Below are 25,668 nucleotides of genomic sequence, written 5' to 3' on the forward strand. Positions count from 1 at the left end.
GTGCAAAAGGAGTCCTTTTCGGCTCATCCGATATTTGGAGTGATGTAAACATGAGAATTTTGTCCAATGCTTATACAAGAAGTGGCTGACGGGCTGAAAGCCCAATAAGCTCATAGGGCACCGCCCTGGGTGTACGGATTGATAAATGCAAAACGCCCTGTAGGGGCAAAAGCATTGATAATTAACGCTTTTGCCCTTACAGGGCGCATTGTTTTGGGTGGCTTTTTACCTCAGGGCGTTGCCCTGGGCTATGTGCTTCTGCCCCTTCGGGGCGTGCAGCTTAGATTTTTTGATACACGCTCCTCCTATAGTATGCTTTACAATATCCGCCGTATGAACCTTATACCTTACTTATACCATTCCTTTCCACTTTTATCCTTTATTCTTCCTCGTTCAAAATCTTCCCAAATACAAACAAATGTTAATCTTGTTCATAAATCCGTTGTTTATGCGTTTATATATCAGAAAGCCTAAAGAATGAAAGACAAGGAGTTTGAACATATAGCACCAGTGCTGCGCCAACGCTCGGTAGACACAGCGCGCAGCCTCGGACTTGATGCCGACGATGCAGAGGATGTGGCGCAGGATGCGCTGCTGAGGCTGTGGTCGTTGCGCGGAGAGCTAAAGATGGAGCGTGTTGAGGCTCTTGTCGTCACCGTGGCGCGCAACTTGTCGATTGACATTCACCGACGACGGCGCACCGTTCCGATGGACAGCCGCCCCATAATCGACGAACTCCACACCCAGCCCGACACGCTTATGGAGGTAGCCGACGATGAGCGGTGGCTCGAACAGAGAATGCAGGCACTGCCATCCACCGAGTATCAGGTGCTGCACCTGCGTCAGGTGGAACGCAAGACCGACCAGCAGATAGCCGCAATACTCGGCATCGGCATCGCCTCGGTGCCCACGCTGCTCTCCCGGGCACGTCGCAAACTGATGCAGGCAATGCTTGCACGGCAGCGTAAAGAGTAATCCTTGGCAGCGTAAAGAGTAATCAGTAAGATGAATAACCCCAATAAAATGACAGCTATGCAAATACAGCAACTCATAGACAAATACATGAACGGACAGACAACCGTTGACGAGGAGCAGCTCATAGCGCGCTACTTCCGCTCTGCTACCGACGTGCCCGACTCGCTGAAGCCCTACCGCGACATGTTCGCCTACTTCGACGATGGCATGCCATTAGGCGCTTTGTCCGAGTTTGACGGTTCAGCCGGGCAGGCAGACACTCGTGTTGCGCCCGACAGCAGCAAGGTTGTCGCTCCGCGCAGACACAGCCTTCGCATGGCAGCATGGTGGAGTGGGGCAGCGGCAGTGGCAGCAGCCGTGGCTCTTTTGCTGATAATGCATCGCCCGTCGGCACCCGTCCAGCCCATAGCATCGGCTGTAGTAGTGAGCGACACGTGCAGCACGTCCACGGGTGTTGAGGCTGAACAGAACGTCGTGACCGACTCAGTAAAGCTCAAGCCACAGCCCCAACGTCGTCGCCCAAGCGTACGCCGCCGCTACTACTTGGCTCCGCCCAAGACCTATCTGGCGCACGCTGCCGCCGCCGACAGCATCACGCCCGCAGCCAACGCCAACGTGAACGGCTCTGCCACCGACTGCCTTGTAGCCATACACGAGTTGCCCGAGGCAGAGCGCCAGAGCATAGAGCGCGACATAATGGAGTCGCTCAGGCTTGTCGACGAGGTGCGCAACACGCTGCTTGCAGTAGACATGCTCAACCAAATCGACGACGAAGCCGACGACGAACTGTATTGACATCGGATGAATAATATACTCGCATCGAATAAATACACCTAATAAAACATTGACGATTATGAAAAAGATATTCACAATGATTATCGCCCTTGCGCTCGTTCCGGCATTTGCGGCAGCGCAGACCACCATTGCACGCGTAGTGGAGCAGTTCAAGAAAGGCGCTGTTGAAGAAATTTCAACCTCCAAGGAAACCGACACCGACACCGACGGCAAGCAATGCGTTTATGAAAGAAATATATTTCTTGTGGCAAAGAACAGCGGCAAGTTCAAGCAGCTGATGGATGTCTTCAACGACGAGCAGACGAATGCCTACTCTGTGAACAAGCGTATGGCAGGCTATGACGGCTCTGCCAGTAAAATAGGTTACGGCAAGAATTCGGAAAAGACGATAGTGTTTATGAAATATTCCGACCGCAACTACTTCGTGCTTTACTTTAAGGACCCTGCCGATTCGAAGCGTCGCACGTGCTATGCATTGGCATGGTATGAAAGCAAGAAGGACAAGAAGAAAAAGGAAATGTGGTGTGTAGACATCATACGTGTATACAGCCTGAACCCCGAATATGTGAGGTCGCTGCCCAAGACCATAACCAAGACCACTACTACCGTCAATTCCGACGACACCAACACGTCCATTACGGTCAACTCCGACGGCACCATCATACGCTACGACCGCAACACGGGCAACAGCATAGTGTATCGTCCGCAGGACAACAAGAAGGCAAGCAGCATCGATGTGCCCATAAAGAACAGCGGCGACTTCATACAGCGGTTCAACGATCTGCGCACCGAGTATATACAGGTAGTGCAGTTTGCGGGCAAGGAGCAGACCTTCTTTGCCTACCGTATAATGCCGCCCGTCAACAAGATGCTGCAGTTGTGTCGCGAGCATAGCAAACTTCTGAAAAGCAACGAGCGCAACTCGTGCATGGGAATACTCGATGACATGAAGCAAAGTGCACGTGACAAGGGCATACGCGAAATGCTCAATCTCGCCCAGACGTATCTGGGCGGCAAGTAAGATTTCTCTCTCTATTAATATGAAATAATATAATCCCAGCCCTCCGGTTGTCGTGACGACAGTCGGAGGGCTTTTTCTTCTGTTCCACCCGAAATGTTTTGTGATGAAAACATAGGCTCAAGACAGGATAGAACAGGCAATGCAAACAGTAGGAGGCTATGGCGTCCTCGCCGTAGCCTGAGCAGTTTGCCGACGCATTTGCTATTGTTATGATTTGCACTTTCAGCTTGCTCAGGCTACGGCGGGGACGCCATAGCCTCCTACAGTTACTTTCTTGTCTGTCTATTTGCGTCAATCCATCTTCCGTAACAAGACTTTTTCGCAGTCAAAAATATTGTAATTGTAATAAAACGTTAACCATATGAAAATGTTGTAAAAAAAAAACAACTACTTGCCGAAATTATATTTATCTTTACAACTTCAAAACGGACGAAACCTAAAGGTAGCAATACGGCAACCTGAACTTATATATCGATTTATACATTTTAGAAACTAATTATAAACAATCTCTTACAAGATGAAGAAAAACAGGACTATCCCATTGACATTGTTATTGTCAGCATTGGCAGCAACTCCGGCTGGTGCGAGTGCGGTTCCTGGTGCTTCGGCATCGGTCTTGCAGACCATGCAGCAGCAGACTTCCGCATGCAAAGGCGTCGTTAAGGACACTAATGGCGAGACACTCATTGGCGTCTCAGTAGTAGTGAAAGGCACAACCAACGGAACAGTGACCGGACTTGACGGCGATTTCGCCATCAATGGCGTGAAGAAGGGCAGCCGCCTTGTAGTGTCGTTCATCGGTTTTACTTCGCAGGAAGTGGTATGGAACGGCACACCGCTCAACATTACTCTTAAGGAAGACAACAAGACCCTCGACGAGGTGGTTGTTGTAGGTTTCGGTACGCAGAAGAAGGAGAACCTCACGGGTTCTGTCTCGCAGGTGAAGATGAGCGAAGTGCTCGGCGACCGTCCCGTAACCAATGCCGCAGCAGCATTGCAGGGAGCCATGCCCGGACTCACCATCGGTGGCGGTACGGGTCCTGGACAAAGCAAGTCGTTCAACATCCGCGGTACGCTGTCAATCAACGGTGGCGGTCCGCTCGTGCTTATTGACAACGTAGAGGGCGACATCAGTCTGCTCAATCCCGACGACATCGAGAGCGTATCGGTATTGAAAGACGCCGCATCGTCAGCCATTTACGGTGCGCGTGCAGCCGGTGGCGTGATTCTCGTTACCACAAAGCGTCCCAAGGACAAGGCTAAGCTCAACCTCAACTACAACTTCAACGTAGGTTGGGAACGCTCGCTCAACGTACTTGAGCAGTCGAGTCTGACCGAATATATTGATGCCTATCTTGAGGCAGGCTACACCAACTCTTACTGGGCAGGTAACGGCGACGTGGCAAAGTGGCGCGAGTATCTGCAGCAGTACAAGCAGAATCCGTCATCGCTCAACACCGTCGGCGACGGCATCTATAAGGATGAGGACGGCCGCGTGTACTGGCTCAGCGAGAAGAACATGTACAAGCGCATCCTCACAACGGGCGCTCTGCAGAACCATAACGTGTCTATCTCGGGTGGCAACGACCGCATACGCTTCCGTATGTCGGCAGGACTGAGCCGTGAGGATGGTCCGCTCATCACCAGCAAGGACAAGTACATGCGCAAGAACATTTCGGCATTCGTCTCTGCCGATGTCAACAAGTGGTTTACACAGGAGGTGAACCTGCTCTATACCGATGCCGACAAGACCAATCCGGTGAACGTAGGCAACATGTCGGGATTCTACACCACACGTCTTGTTGGCTACTATCCCGAGGGAAACATACCCGGTTCGATACTCGGAATTGAGGACGACCTGCCCTCGCAGACACCGAGCAACATGCTCCGACTGGCTCCGGTATCACATCTGAATACAGCCGTAACGCGTGTCTCTACACGCTCTGTATTCAAGCCGTTGAAGGACTGGACCATCACAGCCGAATACACCTTCGACAAGAAGGATGCCGACTCGCACTTCTATTCGGAGCGCTTCCGCTTTGCCGATGTGCAGCTGGCTGCCAAGTGGTCGGTAGAGTCGGGACAGGACTACTACAACATGCAGGACACACAGAAGCGCTACAATGCCTTAAACGTGTTCTCTAACTACGACCATCGTTGGGGCGACCACTCGTTCAAGGCAATGGCTGGTTTCAACCAGGAGAGCTATTCGTACAAGTCGTTCTATGCCCAGGTGAAGGGACAGACTACTCCGTCGGTACCTTCGTTTGCAGGCGGTTCGGGCGACAAGAGCATCACCGACGGCTATTCGGAGTATTCAATACGCAGCGGTTTCGCCCGTCTCAACTATGCTTTCAAGGACCGCTATCTGCTCGAGCTTAACGGCCGCTACGACGGATCGTCCAAATTCCCCAAGAACGACCGCTTCGGCTTCTTCCCGTCAGTGTCAGTAGGCTGGCGTTTGGGACAGGAGAAGTTCATGGAATGGTCGCGCACATGGCTCGACGACATCAAGCTGCGCGCCAGCTACGGTTCTATCGGCAACCAGAACATCAATCCTTATCAGTTCCTTTCGACCATGACCGTCAGCCCAAGCACCGTATGGCTCGACAAGAACGACAAGGTCAACGTAATCTCTTCGCCGGGACTCATCAGCAGCAGCTTCACATGGGAGACCGTGAAGACCATCAACCTCGGTGTTGACGTTACGGCGCTGAACAACCGTCTGCAGATGACATTCGACTACTACAAGCGCCGCACCGACGGAATGCTTGCCGACGGCATCGAGATACCGGGCGTTGTGGGTACATCGGCACCGCTTCAGAACATTGCCGACCTTTCGTCTGACGGTTGGGAACTCAATCTGACATGGCGCGACCGTATCGGTGATTTCGCCTACAACATCGGTTTCAACATCTACGACAATCAGGCTAAGATAAAGAAATTCAACAACGAGAGCGGAATTATTGACGGCCAGTACTACGTCGGACAGAAGCTTGGCGAGCTGTGGGGCTATGTTGCCGACGGCTACTATAGCATCGACGACTTCGTGATGGACGATGCAAAGCGTGGCGTATGGACTCTGAAGGAAGGCGTGACATCTATCCAGGGCTATTCTGTTCAGCCTGGTGACGTGAAGTTCAAGGACCTCGACGGCAACGGAATGATCAATTCCGGCGCTGGCACATTAAGCGATCCGGGCGACCGTAAGATCATTGGCAACACTCGCGCACGCTATCAGTTCGGTGCCAACCTGGGTGCAAGCTACAAGGGATTCAGTCTCGACGTACGTCTGCAGGGCGTAGGCAAGCGCGACTACTGGCTCGGCGGCTCTTCAATATTCCCGTTTGCAGGTGCAGGTTCGGGCGATGCTGTGTTCCAGCCGCTCTTCTCTAACCAGACCGACTACTGGCAGGCAAAGAGCTATGATCCTGCCGATCCCGACTATATGGTTGCAAAGAACCCCAACGCCAAGTTGTTCCGCATCTACAATCAGGGCAACAACGTAGGTTCTAACACTCGTGTTAGCGACAAGTATCTGCAGAATGCAGCCTATCTGCGCGTCAAGAACATCACCCTAGGCTACACCTTGCCACGCAATTGGGTGAAGAAGGCGCTCATAGAGCAGGCACGCGTGTACGTCAGCGTTGAGAACCTTGCCACTATCAGTGACCTGCCTAAGGGCTACGATCCCGAAGGCAACACCAGCAACAGTATTGTATGGGACTATCCTTACTATCGCACAATATCTGTTGGTGCAAACATCACATTCTAATAACACAACTATAAAAGCCTGAACAATGAATAATAAGATATTCGCCGCGGCAGCTCTTGCCGCAACACTCACGCTCACGGGGTGCAACGACGACTTTCTTGAGAAGACGCCTAAGACCGACCTGACCGAGGTCAACGCATTCCTTGAGTACGACAACTTCAAGGCGTTCATGTATCCGTGCTACGCCATGTTTACTGACACTAACATACGCACCAACTTCAACACTTGCGTTGTCAACTCGCAGTTCTACGGCGACTTCTACGGCGGACTCGTGACAAGCCGTGACAACAGCAAGAACCAGTATGCCTATCGCACTGTTACGCAGACAACAACGGGCAACGGATGGAACTTTGACTATATACGCCGCATCAATATCATGCTCTCGCATCTTGACGACGGCGTGCTTAAGGAGTCGGAAGCCAAGCATTGGCGCTCGGTAGGCTACTTCTTCAAGGCGTGGTGGTATATGGAACTCATCGACCGCTTTGGCGATGTGCCTTGGATTGAGAATGTAATCAACGAGGAGAGTCCCGAAACTTACGGTCCGCGCACACCGCGTAAGGAAGTGGCACAGAAGATTATCGAATGTCTGGAGTATGCCATCAACAACATTGGCGACTTCAACGACGGCGACAACACTATCTCTGCCGATGCCGCACGTGCCGCCTTGTCGCGCTTCCTCTTGCGTGAGGGCACATGGGCAAAGTATCATGGACTCGACGAACCGTATGAGGAGTACTTGAACAAGTGTCTCACCGTGTCGCAGGAACTCATGGCTAAGTATCCTACATTATATAATGGTACGGAGAATACGCCTGCATCGGGCTATGGCGAGATGTGGACTACTGAGGACCTGACCAACGTTCCGGGTGTCATCTTCTTCAAGCAGTATGTTGACGGCATACTGATGAACCGTGGCAACGACTACGAGCACATCGCAGCACATCACGAAGACGTGCCTCAGTACACTGTAGACATGTTCCTTATGAAGAACGGTCTGCCTATAGCCAATCCCAACTCGGGCTATAAGGGCGGTCGCGGCAAGGATATGTGGGACACTTTCGCCGACCGCGACCCGCGTCTTTACCAGAACATACAGCCGCCTTACGTAGTAGTTCCTAACAGTGGCAATGTCGACGGAGTCAATCTGTTCAAGTCGTGGCGCTACGCCAAGGCTGGCGACGTGATTGAGGGTCACACCGTAACAGCTGAAGAGGCTGCCAAGTATCGTACATACATGGACTATCTCGGTGCCAATACGCAGTGTCTGCGTGGCGGTACGTTCGGCGGAACCGGTATGAAGCGAGTACCAGGACAGAACTGGGGAGCGTCGCTCACGAAGAACAGTCCAAACCTGACCGACAACTCTACAACTGCCTACATGCGTTGCCGCACAGGCTACTACACTTGGAAGCACTACGACATGTGGGAATTCTCTACTGGTTCAAGCTCATACTGTACAGCCGACAAGCCTATATTCAAGATTGAAGAGGTGCTGCTCAACTATGCTGAGGCAGCTTGGGAGCTCGGCAGATTCGACCAGAGCGTAGCCGACAAGACCATAAACAAGTTGCGCGACCGTTCGGGTGTGGCACACATGGTTGTAGCCGACATCAACGACGACTTCGATCCTAACCGAGACAAGGGCAACGCTCCTTGGTGGACAGGCAATGGCGGCAAGTTCGGCAACTACAATGTCGACCCCGTATTGTGGGAGATTCGCCGCGAACGTCAGATAGAATTGTTCGGCGAGGGATTCGCTTTCTACGACATTCGTCGTTGGGCTAAGGCAGCTTATTATGTCAATCGCCAGCCGTGCGGTATGTGGATTACGGCTACCGACAATCCTTATGGCACAAAGGGCAGCAAGTACTCTGGCTCGTTTGTCGACTATGAAGAGATTCAGAATGCTGGTAAGTCAGTAGGCGAGAACAATTCTACTGGCTCAGGATGGATATATACTTATCCGAGTCCGCTCGATGCTGGTGGCGGATGGCTTGACACTTACTATCTGATGATGGTACCGACCAAGCAGATTGCGCTCAATCCCCAGCTTTCGCAGAATCCGGGCTACAACGAGTTGTTCGGACTTGGCAAGTAAACATTGATACGTAAAGCCCTACCCCCTTGCCCTTCTCTCAGCGGAATAGAGGTAAGGAGGTAGGGATTTTTTTATGTCGTTCTCGACAAAAAACATTAACTTTGCAACTGAAAACAAACAACAATCGATATGAACAAATCTCTTCTATTAGCCTCGGCAGGCATTGCTTGCGTGCCAACGCTGCTTGCGGCTAAGACAGCAAAGGCCGCTAAGGCCAACGACCCGACACGCCCCAACATCATATTTATATTGTGCGACGACATGGGATATGGCGACCTTGCATGCTATGGACAGCCCTATATCTCTACGCCCAACATCGACCGCATGGCAAGCGAGGGCATGCGCTTCACTCAGGCATACGCCGGTTCGCCCGTATCGGCACCGTCGCGAGCTACCATTATGACCGGTCAGCACTCGGGACACTCGCATGTACGTGGCAACAAGGAGTACTGGTCGTACAAGAATACCGTGAAGTATGGCGACAACGTCGACTTCGCCGTAGTAGGTCAGGAGCCTTACGACCCTGCCCATAAGATTCTGCCCGAAATGCTCAAGGACCGCGGCTATCGCACAGGCGTGTTCGGCAAGTGGGCAGGAGGTTATGAAGGTTCGGCTTCAACACCCGACAAGCGTGGCATCGACGAGTTCTATGGCTACATCTGCCAGTTCCAGGCTCACCTGTATTATCCCAACTTCCTCAACCGCTTCTCGCGTTCGCAGGGCGACACAGCCGTTGTGCGTGAGGTGATGGAGGATAACATCAAGTATCCGATGTTTGGCAAGGACTACTTCAAGCGCACCCAGTACTCTGCACGTATCATACACGACAAGGCTCTGGAGTGGATTGACAGTCAGGATGCCGAGCATCCGTTTGTGGGCTTTTTCACCTACACTCTGCCCCATGCCGAGCTGGCTCAGCCCGACGACCAGATACTCGAAGGTTACAAGAAGAAGTTCTTCGTCGACAAGACCTGGGGCGGACAGGAAGGCTCGCGCTATAATCCCGTAGAGCATACACACGCCCATTTCGCCGGAATGATAACCCGTCTGGACTCGTACGTAGGTGAAGTGATGGCCAAACTGAAAGAGAAGGGACTCGACAAGAACACTCTCGTCATCTTCACAAGCGACAACGGACCTCACGAGGAGGGCGGTGCCGATCCCGAATACTTCGGTCGCGACGGCAAACTGCGCGGATTGAAGCGCCAGTGCTACGAGGGTGGCATACGCATTCCGTTCATAGCATGGTGGCCGGGACGCATTCAGGCTGGCACAACAAGCGACTTGCAGTTTGCCTTCTACGACCTTATGCCTACATTCTGCGACCTTGCCGGTGTGAAGAACTTCCGCAAGCGCTACACCAACCGTGCCCTGCCAGGCGACGGTTTCGACGGCATCAGCATCGCGCCGACACTCCTTGGCAATGCCGACAAGCAGCAGCTGCACGACCATCTGTACTGGGAGTTCCACGAGACCGATCAGATTGGTGTGCGCCGAGGCGACTGGAAACTGGTAGTAGTAAAGGGTAAGCCACGTCTGTACAATCTCGCCAACGACCTGCACGAGGACATTGACGTGTCAGACAAGCATCCCGAAATCGTCAAGCAGCTCATTGACGTAATCAAGAAGGAGCATACCGACAACCCGATGTTCAAGGTTACGCTGCCATATTAATAACAGGCGAACCTTATATATATAATATGTGTATCCTATATATATAATAGGTGAACCGGGTCAAGCGCCCCATAAGGCAGGCATTGTATGTTAATGCTTCCTTATGGGGCGTTTTTAGAAGTCACGCCATCTCACCGTCTCACCATCCCAACTTTCATATCCAGCCGTTAATTTGCATTAACGCCCGAAATAAAGTCGGAAGAAAATGCACCCAATTGGATTTTTATTGCTAAATTTGCACGCAATAAATTTTTAAGTTATATGTCATCATTTGTTGCTGATAAAATTGTAATGGACGGTCTCACTTACGATGACGTCCTTCTTATCCCCGCTTATTCAGAGGTACTGCCCAAAACGGTAGAGTTGAAAACCAAGTTCTCTCGTAACATCAGTCTGAATGTGCCTTTTGTCACAGCAGCCATGGATACCGTGACAGAGTCGGCTATGGCTATTGCCATCGCACGCGAAGGCGGTATTGGTGTTATTCACAAGAACATGTCAATCGAAGACCAGGCGCGTCAGGTTGCCATCGTTAAGCGTGCCGAGAACGGCATGATCTACGATCCGGTGACTATCCGTCGTGGCAAGACAGTAAAGGATGCTCTCGACATGATGGCCGAGTATCACATCGGAGGTATCCCCGTTGTTGACGACGAGTGCCATCTCGTAGGTATCGTTACTAACCGCGACCTTCGCTTTGAGCGTCATCTCGACAAGCTCATCGACGACGTGATGACAAAAGAGAACCTCGTGACAACTCACATCAAGACCGATCTCTCGGCTGCTGCCGATATACTCCAGTCAAACAAGATTGAGAAGTTGCCCGTTGTTGATGGCGAAAACCACCTCGTAGGTCTTATCACTTACAAGGACATCACTAAGGCTAAGGACAAGCCAATGGCTTGCAAGGACGAGAAGGGTCGTCTGCGTGTAGCAGCTGGTGTAGGTGTGACAGTAGACACACTCGACCGTATGAGCGCACTCGTTGAGGCTGGTGCCGATGCAATCGTTATCGATACAGCTCACGGACACTCTAAGTACGTTATCGAGAAGTTGCGCGAGGCTAAGGCTTCCTTCCCCAATGTCGACATCGTTGTAGGTAACGTGGCTACCGGTGAGGCTGCCCGTATGCTCGTAGACAATGGTGCTGACGCCGTTAAGGTAGGTATTGGCCCGGGCTCTATCTGTACAACACGTGTCGTAGCAGGTGTAGGAGTTCCGCAGCTCAGCGCTGTTTACGACGTGTACTCAGCTCTGCAGGGCACAGGAGTGCCTTTGATTGCTGACGGTGGATTGCGCTATTCAGGCGATGTCGTTAAGGCTATAGCCGCTGGCGGTAGCTCGGTTATGATCGGTTCGCTCGTTGCAGGTACCGAGGAGAGCCCCGGTGACACCATCATCTTCAACGGACGTAAGTTCAAGAGCTATCGTGGTATGGGTTCGCTTGAGGCTATGGAGAACGGTTCAAAGGACCGCTACTTCCAGGCAGGAACCAAGGACGTGAAGAAGCTCGTGCCGGAAGGCATCGCCGGACGCGTACCTTACAAGGGAACAGTTCAGGAAGTTATCTATCAGCTCATCGGTGGTTTGCGCTCAGGTATGGGCTATTGCGGTGCCGGAACTATCGAGGCTATGCACAACGCCAAGTTCACACGCATCACCAATGCTGGTGTGCTTGAGAGTCATCCGCACGACATCACCATCACAAGCGAGGCTCCTAACTACTCACGTCCGCAGTAATCGCTGCCACGTGCAGAATCAAACGACGCTACGCCCATCACGATTTTGGGCTACAGCATAAAAGGCAATGGCCTGTGTAGATGTCTGTATCTGACAACTGCACAGACCATTGCTTTCACCGGTTTAAATATAACGCAAATTCGACGGATAACATCCGTGTTGACAAGATGAAGATAAAAACACTGTTGGTTGCTATGTCGCTCACGGCAGGCAGCGCTTTTGCCCAGACCGCCGACCCGATAATAATGACCATTGGTGGCAAGAACATCACACGGTCGGAGTTTGAGTATGCCTACAACAAGAATGCTGCTGAATCCACGATAGACAGAAAAAGCATAGAAGAATATGTCGACCTGTTTGTCAACTACAAGCTTAAGGTCATTGCAGCCGAGCAGGCTGGCATTGACACTACAGCTGCATTCCGCAAGGAATTTCTCATGTATCGCGACCAGCAGGTACGCCCTTCGTTCATTGACGACGACGACATAGAGCGCGAGGCGCGTAACATCTACAAGCAGACACAGACACGAATCGATGCCGAAGGGGGAATGGTGCATCCGCAGCACATTCTTGTGGCACTGTCGCAGCAGGCTGATGCCAAGCAGCAACGGGCAGCATCGCTTAAGGCAGATTCTATATATAAAGCCCTGATTGGCGGGGCTGACTTCGCCGACATGGCGCGCCGGATGTCCGACGATAAGGGTTCGGGCATGCGAGGGGGCGACTTGTCGTGGATACAACGCGGACAAACAATCAAGGAATTTGAGCAACAGGCGTTCGCTCTGAACAAGGGCGAAATGTCCAAACCATTCCTCTCGCCTTATGGCTATCATATTGTGAGAGTGGTAGACAAGCGCAATTTCTTCCCATACGACTCCGTACGTGCCGACATAAGACGCTTTATCGAAAGCCGCGGACTGCGCGAGCGCATCATTTCGGCTCGTATCGACTCCATAGCCAAGCTCTCCAAGCCGGCGCTCACACCCCAGCAGGTGATTGATCGACGTGCAGAAGAACTGATGAACGGCTCTACCGAGATGGGTGGATTGATACGCGAGTATCACGACGGACTCCTGCTGTACGAGATATCAAACCGTATGGTGTGGGAACGGGCTGCTAACGACACCCGGGCCCAGCAAGCATTCTTCAAGAAGAATCGCAAGAAATATACGTGGACAGAACCGCGATTCAAGGGAGCGGCTTTCTATACACGCAACCAGAAGGATGCCGAAGCCGTAAGAAAATTGCTGCGCAGCATGCCGTTCGACAAATGGACAGAGGCGCTGAAGACACATTTCAACGATTCTACCGAGCGCATCAAGGCAGTTGTAGGCATCTTTGCCAAGGGCGACAATGCCACAGTCGACCGCGCAGAATATGGCATCGACAAGACCGATGCATCCACATTGAGCAACGATATATATAATGTAGAGGGCACATTCGGCAAGATGATAAAGCGTCCGCAGGCTTATACCGACGTGCGCGAACTTGTAGTGTCTGACCTGCAGGAGCAACTCGAACATAAATGGGTGGCTGAATTGCGACGCAAGTATGCTGTGCATGTCAACCGCGAGGTGCTCGCTACGGTCAACAGGCATTAGAATGCTGAAGCCGATATTGCAAAGTGAGTAATCATTAAGATATAGAATAAAACAAAAAGAGATAGATGAAAAAATCAAAATCAATATTAATGGCTATTGCAGCTGTATTGCTGTGTGCTGGCATCGGTGCCAATGCGCAGCGTGGCAAGGGTCTTGTGATTGATGCAAAGTCGCAGCCCGACACATCGGCAGTAGCCATTTCTGACACGGCACAGAGCCGTGCTGTGGATGCCGACTTCAAGGCTCCCGAGCATAGTGTGGTTGATGAGGTGATTTGGGTGGTAGGCGACGAGCCTATACTCAAGTCGGATGTTGAGATGACACGACTCCAGGGCGAGGCCGAAGGAGTGACATGGCACGGCGATCCCGACTGCGCCATTCCCGAGCAGATTGCCGTTCAGAAACTCTTCCTGCATCAGGCTGAGATTGACTCAATACAGGTTACAGAGGGTGAGATAGCCCAAAACATCGACATGCAGATCAATCGCTGGATACAGCAGGCCGGTTCTAAGGAGAAGCTTGAGGAATACAAGAAGATGAGCGTTGCTCAGATGCGTTCGCAATTGCACGACGACTTCCGTAACAACCAGCTCATACAGCAGATGAAGGAGAAGCTTGTGAGCGACATTTCGGTTACACCTTCTGACGTGCGCAACTATTTCCGCGACATGCCAGAGGACAGTATCCCCTTCGTTCCTACTGAAGTTGAGGTGGAGATAATCACACGTCAGCCCCAGATTGACCAGGAGGAGATAAATAGAGTAAAGAACGATTTGCGCGATTATACCGACCGTGTCAACAAGGGCGAGACTTCTTTCGCCACATTGGCGCGTCTTTACTCAGAAGATCCTGGCTCGGCTCGTCAGGGAGGTGAGATGGATTACGTAGGTCGAGGAATGCTCGACCCTGCCTTTGCAAGTGTAGCGTTCAACCTGACCGACCCCAAGAAGATTTCGAAGATTGTAGAGTCGGAGTATGGATTCCACATCATCCAGCTTATCGACAAGCGTGGCGACAAGATCAAGGTGCGCCACATACTACGCATTCCGCGCGTTTCGCCCGAGGCTGTTGACTCTATGCGTACACGTCTCGACTCGCTTGCAACCGACATACGTGCCGCAAAGGTGACATTTGAGGAGGCTGCCCAGGTGGTATCCGACGACAAAGACACCCGCAACAATCACGGACTCATGTCGTACAACGGACAGGACGGACGCACATCGAAGTTCCAGATGAAGGACCTTCCGACAGAAGTGGCTCGCGAAGTGGAGCACATGGAAGTGGGCGATGTAAGCAAAGCGTTCCAGATGATAAACGAAAAGGGCAAGACGGTGGCTGCCATAGTCAAGCTGAAGAGCCGCACTCCTGCCCACCGCGCCTCCATTACCGAAGACTATCAGGTGATGAAGAACGTGGTATTGCAGAAAGAACGCGCCGACTTCCTCCACCAGTGGGTAGTCAACAAGATCAAGACCACATACGTAAAGATGAACGACCGCTGCAAGAAGTGCAAGTTTGAGTATGAGGGATGGATCAAATGATCCGATTATGCTTTAAAAGGCTTATTGTTTAATGGTAATGAATGAAAATAATTCTATAAAAATGAAATGGCATAGAATCGTCGTTCTGACGGTTCTATGCCTTTTTGGCTTTAGCCTGATGGCAACATTGGCGGCTCCATACAAAAAGAAGAAGCGCCAGAAAACAGACGAACGCGTGTATCTTGTACATGCCGACGAGTTGAGTTACGACCAATGGGGAGCCGTGCCTGGAGCCCAAATACTCAAGGGCAAGGTGCATTTCAAGCACGCCGGAATGCAGTTGTGGTGCGACAGCGCCTACTTCTTTCAGGTGGAGAATTCGGTTGAGGCTTTCGGACACGTGCGCTTCAGGCAGGGCGACACCCTCTCGCTCACCTGTGACCATGCCGACTACAACGGTGCCGAGCAGATGATGCACGCCCGCAAGAACGTGGTGCTGAAGCATCGCACGCAGACCTTGTACACCGACTCGCTCGACTACGACCGCATGTACAGTCTTGCCTACTTCTTCGAGGGTGGCAAACTGGTAGACGGCAAGGACCGTCTCGTGAGCGACTGGGGTGCATACAGCACGGCAACGCGCGAGGCTTCGTTCTATTATGGAGTCGAGATGTTCTCGGGCAAGAACCATATCACCACCGACACCTTGCATTACGACACCCGTACGCAGATAGCCCACGTCGTAGGTCCGTCCACTATCAAGTCGAAGGGTACGATTATCCACACCACCGATGCCTACACCAACTCGCGCACCGACCGCTCGCAGCTGTTCGGACGTTCTACCATCATCGACGGCGACAAGACCATTACGGGCGACTCGCTGTTCCACGACAACTCAAACGGCGACAACGAAGGATACGGCAACGTGATATATGTCGACAAGAAGAACAAGAACGAGATGCATGCCAACCGACTCTTCTACAACGAGAAGACCGGATACGGATATGCCACCGACCGCGCCTTGCTGCTCGACTATTCGCAGCGCGACACGCTATGGATGCATGCTGACTCGATGAAGATATACACCTTCAACATAAACACGGACTCGGTATACCGCAAGGTGCATGCCTTCCCGCATGTGCGTGCCTACCGTCAGGACGTTCAGGCGGTGTGCGACTCGCTCGTGTTCAACTCGCTCGACTCGTGCATGACAATGTATCGCGACCCGATAGCGTGGAATCTCAACCGCCAGATACTTGGCGAAGAGATAAAGGTGTACTTTGCCGACTCAACCGTTCGCAAGGCTGAGGTCATCGAACAGGCATTGTCAGTAGAGCAGATTGACGCCAAGGACCACTTCAACCAGGTGTCGTCGAAGCGTATGGACGCTTATTTCACCGATGGAGCCATGCGCCGTACTGATGCCATAGGCAACGTAATGACTATATATTATAATCGTGACGAGAAGGACTCTGTACTCACCGAGCTGAATTATCTCGAAACCGACACCATGCGAATGTTCATGTCTGCCGACCGACAGCTTGAACGTATATGGGCATCGAAGGCCACCGGCACAATGTATCCGATCACTCAGGTGCCGCCCGACAAGTCGAAGCTGCCCTCGTTCGAATGGTTTGACTATATACGACCGCTCGACAAGAACGACATTTTCGAATGGCGTGGCAAGAAGAGCGGCACACAACTCAAGAAAATACAGCGACGCGAAGCACCGCTGCAAAAGTTCGATTGAAAGGCGACAAATTCGCTATAAAATAACAGCGCAGCCCTTTGGTCTTGCAAATGTATTCGTTTTGACGTGCAAAAGGACTACATTTGCAAGGCAAAAGGGCTCCTTTTGTATGCTAAAAGGACTCCTTTTGCACTCCAAAAGGACTCGTTTTGAATGCCAAAAGGACTCCTTTTGAAAAGCCGCCCGATTCAGTCCTGAAATGAATACGTTATCGTTGGCAGATGAATACGTTATCGTTGGCAGATGAATACGTTATCATAGCCCGATGAATACGTATTCATATTAACTTGCAATCTTGAGCTTATAATAAGTAACAGTTCAGAATAATCATTACATATATATGAGGATGGTGTCAAAACTCATACAATGCGGGCTGAAAGCCCAAAGTTTTCCATAGCCCAGGGCAACGCCCTGGGTATAAGGTATTTACCGACAATGCGCCCTGTAAGGGCAACTTTAATATTACATTATTTTTTACAGTTGCCCTTACAGGGCGCGTTGCCGCTTTGTATCCGTTTACCCAGGGCGTTGCCCTGGGCTATGAAGGTCATTGGGCTTTCAGCCCGCTTTGTTTTTACTCTTGCCTAATCCTCTTATAGAAAGTAGCTCATATAAAAATAAATATGACCATATACTTATAGCCACTCTAATAGTCGGATGAACCATAAACCATTCCATCTAAAATAAAAAGTTCCTTCATTATGTATTTTTTCAATCGCCGTCCACGTGGATTTCACTATACAATGCGCTTCAGCAACGAGCGTCGCGACCTCGTCGACGACCTTCGTCGGGGTGTATCGCCCGAAGTTCTGGCACAACGTTCGCTTCAGGAAGAAGCCGGACAGACCGGTTGCACAAGACGCCGACGCAGCACACGCGGCATGTATTTTGCCACAGGAGTCATGGTTGTAGTAGTGCTGATAATTCTTCTGGCAGCCATTTTGCTGTTGGTTTGAACGGCAGCCAAAGACAATAAAGTGCTGACTATAGTTTGTATTTATGATAAAAATGCTTATATTTGCATCTAAAGAAAACATTCAGTTGCAATAACAGCAAAGATTCAGTTGCAATATTTGCACACAACCCGTAAATCCTATGAGCGATATAATACAACTGTTGCCCGATTCAGTGGCCAATCAGATTGCGGCAGGCGAGGTGATACAGCGTCCCGCAAGCGTCATTAAGGAACTCGTCGAGAACTCCATCGATGCCGGAGCTACGTCCATCCAGGTGGTGTGCGTTGACTCCGGACGCACCTCAATACAGGTTATCGACAACGGCAAGGGCATGTCCGAGACCGATGCCCGGCTCTCGTTCGAGCGCCATGCCACAAGCAAGATACGCAAGGCCGACGACCTCTTCAATCTGCATACGATGGGATTTCGAGGCGAGGCGCTCGCTTCGATAGCAGCCGTGGCACAGGTGACGCTCAAGACACGCATGGCAGACGACGACCTGGGCACACAGTTGTCGCTGGCAGGGTCGCGTTTCGTATCGCAAGAGGCTTGCTCGTGCGCCGTAGGCAGCAATTTCCTCATCGAAAACCTATTCTACAACGTTCCAGTGAGGCGCAAGTTCCTCAAGTCGAACGCCACCGAGCTCAACAATATCGTCACGGCTTTCGAGCGTATAGCCCTCGTCAATCCCGACGTGGCATTCTCGCTCTACAACAACGACAACGAACTCTACAACCTCAAGGCCTCTGGCTTGCGCCAGCGCATAGTCGACGTGTTCGGCAAGAAAATCAACCAGCACCTCCTGCCCATAGATATTGACACCACGATGTGCAAGCTCACGGGATTCATAGGCAAACCCGAGTCGGCACGACGCAAGGGAGCGCGCCAGTACTTCTTTGTCAACGGCCGCTACATGAAGCATCCCTACTTCCACAAGGCGGTGATGGCAGCCTACGAACGACTCGTACCCGAGGGCGACCAGGTGCCGTATTTCATCTACTTCACCGTCAAACCCGAAGACATCGACGTAAACATACACCCCACCAAGACCGAAATCAAGTTTGAGAACGAACCCACGATATGGCAGATACTTGCCGCAGCCGTGAAGGATGCGGTCGGAATGTTCAGCGATGTGACAGCCATTGAGTTCGACACCGAGGGCCAACCCGACATTCCGGCACTCGGAACCATGGACGAAGTGCGTGCCCCCAAACTGCAATACAATCCCTCGTACAATCCATTCAACGAACCCTCGCCACGACGCTCGGCTCCATCAGAGTGGGAAAGCATGTTCGAAGGACTCGAAAGCAGCTCTTCGCGCCAGCGCCAGACATCGCTTTTCGATGGCAGCAACGACATGATATTAGGCTCAAAAGCCAATCGCAGCATCACCGATACGATGCCCGACATACCCGACCTGCAGCCCGTTGCATCGGCAGCCAGCGTCGCTCCTAATCCCGAACCCGTCCCGATAGCATCCCGAATGACCGCTACAGACGAACCGTCGTCGCCGTCGTCGTCGCCCATAGAGGACAAGTCGCCCGTACATTATCAATATAAGGGGCAGTACATAATGACCGCCGTGAAGTCGGGACTCATGATTATAGACCAGCATCGTGCCCACATGCGCATACTCTACGAGCGTTATACCGAGCAGATCAACGTCAACAAGTCAGCCGCACAGAAGCTGATGTTTCCCGAATCGGTACAGTTCGCCCAGTCGGAAGACGTGGTCATGCAGCAGCTGTTGCCCGATCTGAAGTCGGCAGGCTTCGACATGAGCGAGCTTGGAGGCGGAGTGTACTCCATATGTGGCGTACCCTCGGGATTGGACGGACTTGACTACGTCTCGCTCGTGCAGGATATCGTGGCCTCGGCAGCCGACAATACCAGCTCAGCGCTCGACCATGCCACCCACACCGTAGCCCTATGCCTGGCACGAAGCGCAGCCGTGGCATACGGACAGGTACTCGGCAACGACGAGATGGAGAACATCGTAAACGACCTCTTTGCCTGCTCCAACTTCAACTACGCCCCCGACGGCAGCAAGATACTCTCCATTCTGAAGCAGACCGAAATACAGCGCATGCTCGGATAGGCCGTAATCGGCATAAACCATAAGAAATATTGACAAGCATAATGACACAAAACATACACAATGGCATAAAATATTAACATACAATCAGATAAAAATTTCAGCTAAACTGTTCGTTATTTATCTTTTTTAGCCATAATGACAATATTTTCGTCAAAATAGTGCGGTTATTTAGTTTTTATTAGTAACTTTGCCGAAAAATAATGGGGTATAATGCCCTTTAGCTAAATTTCAATAGGAAAAATTGGTATATAATTTGATTGTTAAATAATAAAGGTTATGAAAAAGTTATTTATTGTTTTGGCAATGTGTGGTCTCACAATGGGCTCAATGGCTCAGGAGACAACAGATCCTGTACAGAAGTACAGCGTTGCAACAAACTCATTCTGGAGCAACTGGTTTATTCAGGTAGGTGCTGATTGGAACGCATTCTACTCAAACGAAGAGCATGGACAGGGTCTTGCACGTAGTCCGTTCAAGAGCTTCCGCGCAACTCCGGGCTTCTCATTGGCTATCGGTAAGTGGTTTACACCGGGTCTTGGTCTTCGCACTAAGTTCTCTGGCGTTTGGGGCCGCACTGTAGTAGACGAGAACAAGTACTCTAACAAGACTTGGACACTCAACGAGAACGTTCTCTTCAACCTCAGCAACATGATCTACGGCTACAACCCGACACGCGTTTGGAACTTCGTTCCTTTCGTAGGTGCAGGTATCAACCGTAACTGCGACGCCAACACTTACGCTATGAACCTCTCTGCAGGTATCCTCAACACATTCCGCGTAAGCAAGCACGTAGGAATCCACCTCGAGCTCGGCTGGAACTGGGCTGAGTCCGACTGCGACGGCGTTACATACGGCAACTACGGTGGCCGCGTTTGGGACAGCCACGACAACAAGCTCTACGCTGAGCTCGGTCTTACATTCAACCTTGGCAAGGCTACTTGGGACAAGACTCCTGACGTAGACGCTATCAAGGCCCTCTCACAGAGCCAGATCGACGCCCTCAACGCACAGCTCAATGACGCTAACGCTGAGAACGCTCGCCTGAAGAACCTCCTCGCTCAGAAGAAGGATGAGCCAGCTCCTGTTGCTAAGAACTACAGCAACACTCCGATGTCTGTATTCTTCAACATCAACAAGGCAACTGTAGCTTCACGTAAGGACCTCGTTAACATCAAGTCACTTGCTGACTTCGCTAAGGAGAACAACTCTAACCTCGTTGTAACAGGTTATGCTGACAGCGCTACAGGTTCTGCAGCTTACAACCAGAAGCTCTCTGAGCGTCGTGCTGAGACCGTAGCTAACGAGCTCGTTAAGATGGGTGTTAGCCGCGACAATATCTCTACAGAAGGCAAGGGTGGTGTTAAGGACCTCTCACCGGTTTCTTACAACCGTCGTGCTACTGTTAAGCTCGCCGACTAATCAGCAATGCTTGGCGATTGTATAGGTAATCGTAAAAAAACAAACAATATGGGTGCTTTCCGCAAGGAAGGCACCTTTTTTTATGTCCTTAGGCTTTATAAAAGGTTGGTTTACGCTCCATAATTGAAAAAAGATATGTAAATTTGCGTAAAATAAATCAACATTCGAATGAGATACTTACAAAAGATGCGCCGATTTGCGGCTCTCGTGTGCGAACCGTTGCGTTGCAATGCCCCGTTTTTCGTGTTCATGTATGTCCTTGGATGTATATCTGCCTGGGCGACATTGCCCGATGTTCGTGGAGCACATCTGTACAAGAACCTGTACCCCGAACTCTTTCTCGATGTCTATGTGCTTGCCTTGGTGCTCACGTTGCTGCCCCGTCGTGTGCGCCCATGGGTGCGTGGCATATTCTATTTTATATTGTATGCGGTAGCGTTGGTCGACGTCTATTGCTTTGTCAAGTTCCATTCGTCGCTCACCCCAACCATGCTGCTCCTCGTAGGCGAAACTGACTCGCGCGAAGCAGGTGAGTTCTTGCGCTCATGTGTGTCGCCCGACGTGTTGTTCAGCAATGTAGGTTGGGTGGTGTTGCTCATGTTCATACATCTGCTTGTGGCGTTGCAGCTGCGCTTTCCTCACTTCGTACCTAAGAACTGGTGCCGGTTGTTCTGGTCGTTGCTCGACCGTTTCGGGCTGATGCTTAAACGGGTGCGCCCCGTTACTCAATGGACTGTGCTCCTGTTGCTTATAGGCTCGATTGTATCAAGCTCCCACAACAAGGCAGCCTTCGTCAAGCTGATGTCGGGCCGTACAATCGGTGACGTAGAACATACGCTCACCGAGAAGCGTCCTGCCAACCTTTATCAGCCTATTTATCGTCTGGCATTCAGCCTTTACGCCAATACGCTCACCGCAAAGCAGGTAGACCGCCTTGTAGCGAGGGTTGATAAGGCGCGCGTCGATTCTTGTTCGTTCCGCTCGCCCAATATCGTTCTCATCATAGGCGAGAGCTACAACCGCCACCACTCGGCACAGTATGGCTACTGCATGCCTACAACGCCACGCCAGCAGAAGCTCGAGAAGCAGGGTCGATTGGTGAAATATACCGACGTAGTGAGCCCCTGGAACCTCACGAGCTTCGTCTTCAAGCACATCTTCTCGCTCTATACTGTAGGCGACAAGGGTGAGTGGTGCGACTATCCGTTGTTCCCTGCCGTGTTCCGCAAGGCAGGTTATCATGTCACATTCATCACAAACCAGTTCCTACCGAAAGCCGGTGAGGCGGTGTACGACTTCAGTGGCGGATTCTTCTTGAACAATCCGAAGCTGAGTGCGGCACAGTTCGACACCCGCAACACCAAGTTGCACGAGTTTGACGAAGATTTGCTCAAGGATTACGACGAACTTAAGGGTCAGAACGGCGACAACAACCTCATCATTTTCCACCTTTTGGGTCAGCATGTGGCCTATCGCCAGCGCTCACCGAGAAATCGCAAGCACTTCCACGGCGACGATTACAAGGAACTGAAGCCCAATCTCAACGCCCGCGAGCGCCAGATACTCGCCGACTACGACAATGCCATACTCTACAACGACTCAGTCGTGACCGAGATAGTGAAGAAGTTTGAGAACGACGACGCCATCGTCATCTACGTTCCTGACCACGGCGAGGAGTGTTATGAGGGCGATATGCACTTCTTCTGTCGCATGCACTCAGCCAAGGTAGACGCCCGTCTGGCGCACGCCGAATTTGATATACCTATGTGGATATGGTGTTCGCGCAAGTACATACGCCGCCGTCCGGAAATATTCCGGGAGATAATGTCGTCGCGCAATCGTCGTTATATGACCGACGCGTTGCCCCACATGCTACTCTATCTTGCCGGAATATCGTGTCCCGAATATAAGGAACGACTCAATCTGCTGTCGCCCCATTATGACGAATCACGTCCGCGAATACTCAAGAATTCAGCCGATTACGACAAGTTGAATTAGGAATTAGGAGTTAGGAATTAGGAATTTGTCGGCTGTGCCGATTACGAATTAAGAATTAAGAATTTCGTAATTCACAATTCCAAACTCGTAATTCATAAATAAAAAAACTCGTAATTCATAAATAAAAAAACTCGTAATTCGTAACTCCTAATTCGTAACTCATAAATAGAATAACTCGTAATTCGTAACTCCTAATTCGTAATTCATAAATAGAATAACTCTTAACTCGTAACTCCTAATTCGTAACTCAACACCATGCTCACTCGTACAGAATGTTCCGCATTGCGTGGACTCGCCATCATAGGGATTTTCCTTCACAACTATTGCCATTGGCTTGGCTTTGCTGTGAAGGAGAACGAGTACACGTTCACTATATCGAAGAGTTCGCAGCTCATTCAGGCTATTATGTCGCCCGACTGGAATCTGCCCGTCCATCTGCTCTCGTTCTTCGGTCATTACGGCGTGCCCGTGTTCCTGTTTTTGTCAGCCTACGGCCTGGTGATGAAATACGAGAACTGTGGCGGACGCAAACCGTCAGCCAGGCAGACCGCCTTCCTGCCCTTCGTAGGCCACCATTACGCGAAGCTTTTCAAGATGATGATAGTAGGATTTGTCATCTTCACCATGGTAGACGCCATCACTCCGGGCCGTCACAACTATCAGCTGATGGACATACTCGGCCAGTTGTTCATGTTCAACAATATGATGCCCGACCCCGACCACGTCATCTGGCCCGGTCCGTACTGGTTCTTCGGACTCATGATGCAGCTCTACATAGTCTATCGTCTGCTGCTTTGGCGCAAGGGCGACATCTTCCCGTTGCTGCTGATAGTGGCATGTTGGGCAATGCAGGCATTCTGCGACCCCGAGGGCGACACCCTCAACCGCGTGCGCTACAACTTCATGGGCGGAGTGCTTCCGTTCTGTGCCGGACTGCTCTACGCCCGTCATGCCAAGCCGATGAGCCATGCCTTCTGGGTGACGCAGACCATAATAAGCGTAGTGCTCGTCTTCTTCTTCAGCTTCAACTTCCAGTTGTGGCTGTGGGCACCGCTCTTCGTGTGCTCAGCATCGGTAGGAATAGCCAAGCTCACGCCTGCCAAAATCAACAAGTGGATAGCCTGGATGGGAGGCATATCAGCCGCCCTCTTCGTGCTTCACCCCATCACTCGCAAGATATTAATACCCATATCGCGCCACGGCGACGTATATACAGGCTTGTTGCTGTATATAGTTGCGTCAGTAGCATTGGCGTGGTTCTATCATAACTTCAAGTTGCGCAATGAAGATACCAAGCATTGAATTAGCCAACATATCACGCTTTCGCGCTGAGCAGATGGGAGCCGCGATGCTCTTCGTCATACTCTTTCACGTTGCACTCGACCGTGGCGACCCGTTCTACGGATTGCGCCGGTGTGGCAATGTGGGTGTCGACATATTCCTTTTTTTAAGTGGAGTGGGGCTGTGGTTCTCGTGGGTGAAGACGCCCGACGTACTTCGGTTCTACCGCCGTCGCCTCTTGCGCATCGTGCCGACATGGCTTGTCGTTGCCACGGCGTTCTATCTGCCCGACTATCTTGGTGCGCGCCGCTTCTCGCGCAGCCTTGTCGACCTCATAGGCGACATCACCATCAACTGGGATTTCTGGCTTCACGACGAGCTGACGTTCTGGTATGTGCCCGCAATAATGGCACTTTACCTTGTGGCACCGTGGTATATGCGGCTCGTGCAGAGCCGTCCCGTCTACCGATGGTTGCCGTTGCTGATGGTGATATGGTGTGTTATGGTGCAATGGGTGCTGCCCATACACCATGCCGTGGGCCATATAGAGATATTCTGGAGCCGTGTGCCCATATTCTTTATAGGCATCAACTTCGGCGAAATGGTTCGTACGCGCCGGCAGTTGCCCGGTGAAGCCGTGTGGCTGCTGCTCATCACGTTCCTCATGACGTTCGGCACGTGTCTCTATCTGGAGCAAGTGCGCCACGGACATTTCCCCCTCTTCGTAGAGCGTATGCTCTACATACCCTTCACGGTGTGTACCGTTCTGGTGATGAACCGCATCTTCCGCCGCATGCCGCAATGGGTCAACAGCTCGTTCCGGTTCGTCGGAGCGTTGAGTCTGGAGGCTTATCTCATCCACATCCACTTCGTGCTTGTGTATGTTCAGCCCTATCATCTGGGCTATTGGCTCACCTTCCTCGTCACCGTAGCCATAACGCTGCCCATAGCATGGCTTCTGCAGCGACTCATAGGACTGCTGACGGCAAGGCTATAGACCACA

17 protein-coding genes are annotated in these 25,668 nt (G+C 51.5%); all 17 read left to right on the forward strand.

What is annotated here, in order from left to right; genetic code table 11:
• Positions 1 to 138 precede the first annotated feature (138 nt).
• The 17 genes from I6E49_RS06220 to I6E49_RS06300 all read left to right on the forward strand — a co-directional run bounded on the left by I6E49_RS06220 (position 139) and on the right by I6E49_RS06300 (position 25,662).
• On the forward strand, positions 139 to 474 hold the full coding sequence (locus I6E49_RS06220) for a hypothetical protein (protein WP_235401078.1): 336 nt from the start codon (positions 139 to 141) through the stop codon (positions 472 to 474).
• 3 nt (positions 475 to 477) lie between these two features.
• The gene (locus I6E49_RS06225; RefSeq protein WP_235401080.1) at positions 478 to 975 is read left to right on the forward strand and encodes an RNA polymerase sigma factor; all 498 of its coding nucleotides are present in this window, start codon (positions 478 to 480) and stop codon (positions 973 to 975) included.
• A 57-nt stretch (positions 976 to 1,032) separates the two neighbouring features.
• Complete coding sequence (locus tag I6E49_RS06230; RefSeq protein ID WP_235401081.1) at positions 1,033 to 1,770, forward strand: hypothetical protein; 738 nt, start codon at positions 1,033 to 1,035, stop codon at positions 1,768 to 1,770.
• Positions 1,771 to 1,828: 58 nt separating this feature from the next.
• Positions 1,829 to 2,791, forward strand: coding sequence for a hypothetical protein (locus I6E49_RS06235; RefSeq protein ID WP_235401082.1), 963 nt, complete (start codon positions 1,829 to 1,831; stop codon positions 2,789 to 2,791).
• Positions 2,792 to 3,308: 517 nt separating this feature from the next.
• Positions 3,309 to 6,566 carry a SusC/RagA family TonB-linked outer membrane protein gene (locus I6E49_RS06240; RefSeq protein WP_235401083.1) on the forward strand — a complete coding sequence of 1,086 codons (3,258 nt, stop codon included), beginning with the start codon at positions 3,309 to 3,311 and terminating at the stop codon, positions 6,564 to 6,566.
• A 25-nt stretch (positions 6,567 to 6,591) separates the two neighbouring features.
• Positions 6,592 to 8,667 carry a RagB/SusD family nutrient uptake outer membrane protein gene (locus tag I6E49_RS06245; protein ID WP_235401084.1) on the forward strand — a complete coding sequence of 692 codons (2,076 nt, stop codon included), beginning with the start codon at positions 6,592 to 6,594 and terminating at the stop codon, positions 8,665 to 8,667.
• A 129-nt stretch (positions 8,668 to 8,796) separates the two neighbouring features.
• The gene (locus I6E49_RS06250) at positions 8,797 to 10,341 is read left to right on the forward strand and encodes an arylsulfatase (protein ID WP_235401085.1); all 1,545 of its coding nucleotides are present in this window, start codon (positions 8,797 to 8,799) and stop codon (positions 10,339 to 10,341) included.
• Between the two features lie 261 nt (positions 10,342 to 10,602).
• Positions 10,603 to 12,081, forward strand: coding sequence for an IMP dehydrogenase (gene guaB / locus I6E49_RS06255; RefSeq protein WP_235401087.1), 1,479 nt, complete (start codon positions 10,603 to 10,605; stop codon positions 12,079 to 12,081).
• 167 nt (positions 12,082 to 12,248) lie between these two features.
• Complete coding sequence (locus tag I6E49_RS06260; RefSeq protein ID WP_235401089.1) at positions 12,249 to 13,682, forward strand: peptidylprolyl isomerase; 1,434 nt, start codon at positions 12,249 to 12,251, stop codon at positions 13,680 to 13,682.
• Between the two features lie 65 nt (positions 13,683 to 13,747).
• On the forward strand, positions 13,748 to 15,223 hold the full coding sequence (locus I6E49_RS06265; protein WP_235401091.1) for a peptidylprolyl isomerase: 1,476 nt from the start codon (positions 13,748 to 13,750) through the stop codon (positions 15,221 to 15,223).
• 31 nt (positions 15,224 to 15,254) lie between these two features.
• A complete protein-coding gene (locus I6E49_RS06270; RefSeq protein WP_414602741.1) occupies positions 15,255 to 16,913 on the forward strand; it encodes an OstA-like protein in 1,659 nt (552 codons plus the stop codon).
• 701 nt (positions 16,914 to 17,614) lie between these two features.
• Positions 17,615 to 17,869, forward strand: a complete 255-nt coding sequence (locus I6E49_RS06275) for a hypothetical protein (RefSeq protein ID WP_235401093.1) — start codon at positions 17,615 to 17,617, stop codon at positions 17,867 to 17,869.
• 139 nt (positions 17,870 to 18,008) lie between these two features.
• Positions 18,009 to 19,967, forward strand: coding sequence for a DNA mismatch repair endonuclease MutL (gene mutL / locus I6E49_RS06280; protein WP_235401094.1), 1,959 nt, complete (start codon positions 18,009 to 18,011; stop codon positions 19,965 to 19,967).
• A gap of 276 nt (positions 19,968 to 20,243) precedes the next feature.
• Complete coding sequence (locus I6E49_RS06285; RefSeq protein WP_235401095.1) at positions 20,244 to 21,386, forward strand: OmpA family protein; 1,143 nt, start codon at positions 20,244 to 20,246, stop codon at positions 21,384 to 21,386.
• A gap of 168 nt (positions 21,387 to 21,554) precedes the next feature.
• Positions 21,555 to 23,384, forward strand: coding sequence for a phosphoethanolamine transferase (locus I6E49_RS06290; RefSeq protein WP_235401096.1), 1,830 nt, complete (start codon positions 21,555 to 21,557; stop codon positions 23,382 to 23,384).
• A gap of 255 nt (positions 23,385 to 23,639) precedes the next feature.
• Entirely contained in the window at positions 23,640 to 24,686 is a 1,047-nt protein-coding gene (locus tag I6E49_RS06295) for an acyltransferase family protein (protein WP_235401097.1), read from the forward strand.
• Positions 24,667 to 25,662, forward strand: a complete 996-nt coding sequence (locus I6E49_RS06300; RefSeq protein ID WP_235401098.1) for an acyltransferase family protein — start codon at positions 24,667 to 24,669, stop codon at positions 25,660 to 25,662. The genes I6E49_RS06295 and I6E49_RS06300 overlap by 20 nt, the downstream gene beginning before the upstream one ends.
• The last annotated feature ends 6 nt before the right edge of the window (positions 25,663 to 25,668 follow it).

It is taken from the genome of Leyella stercorea (genome assembly GCF_021531655.1).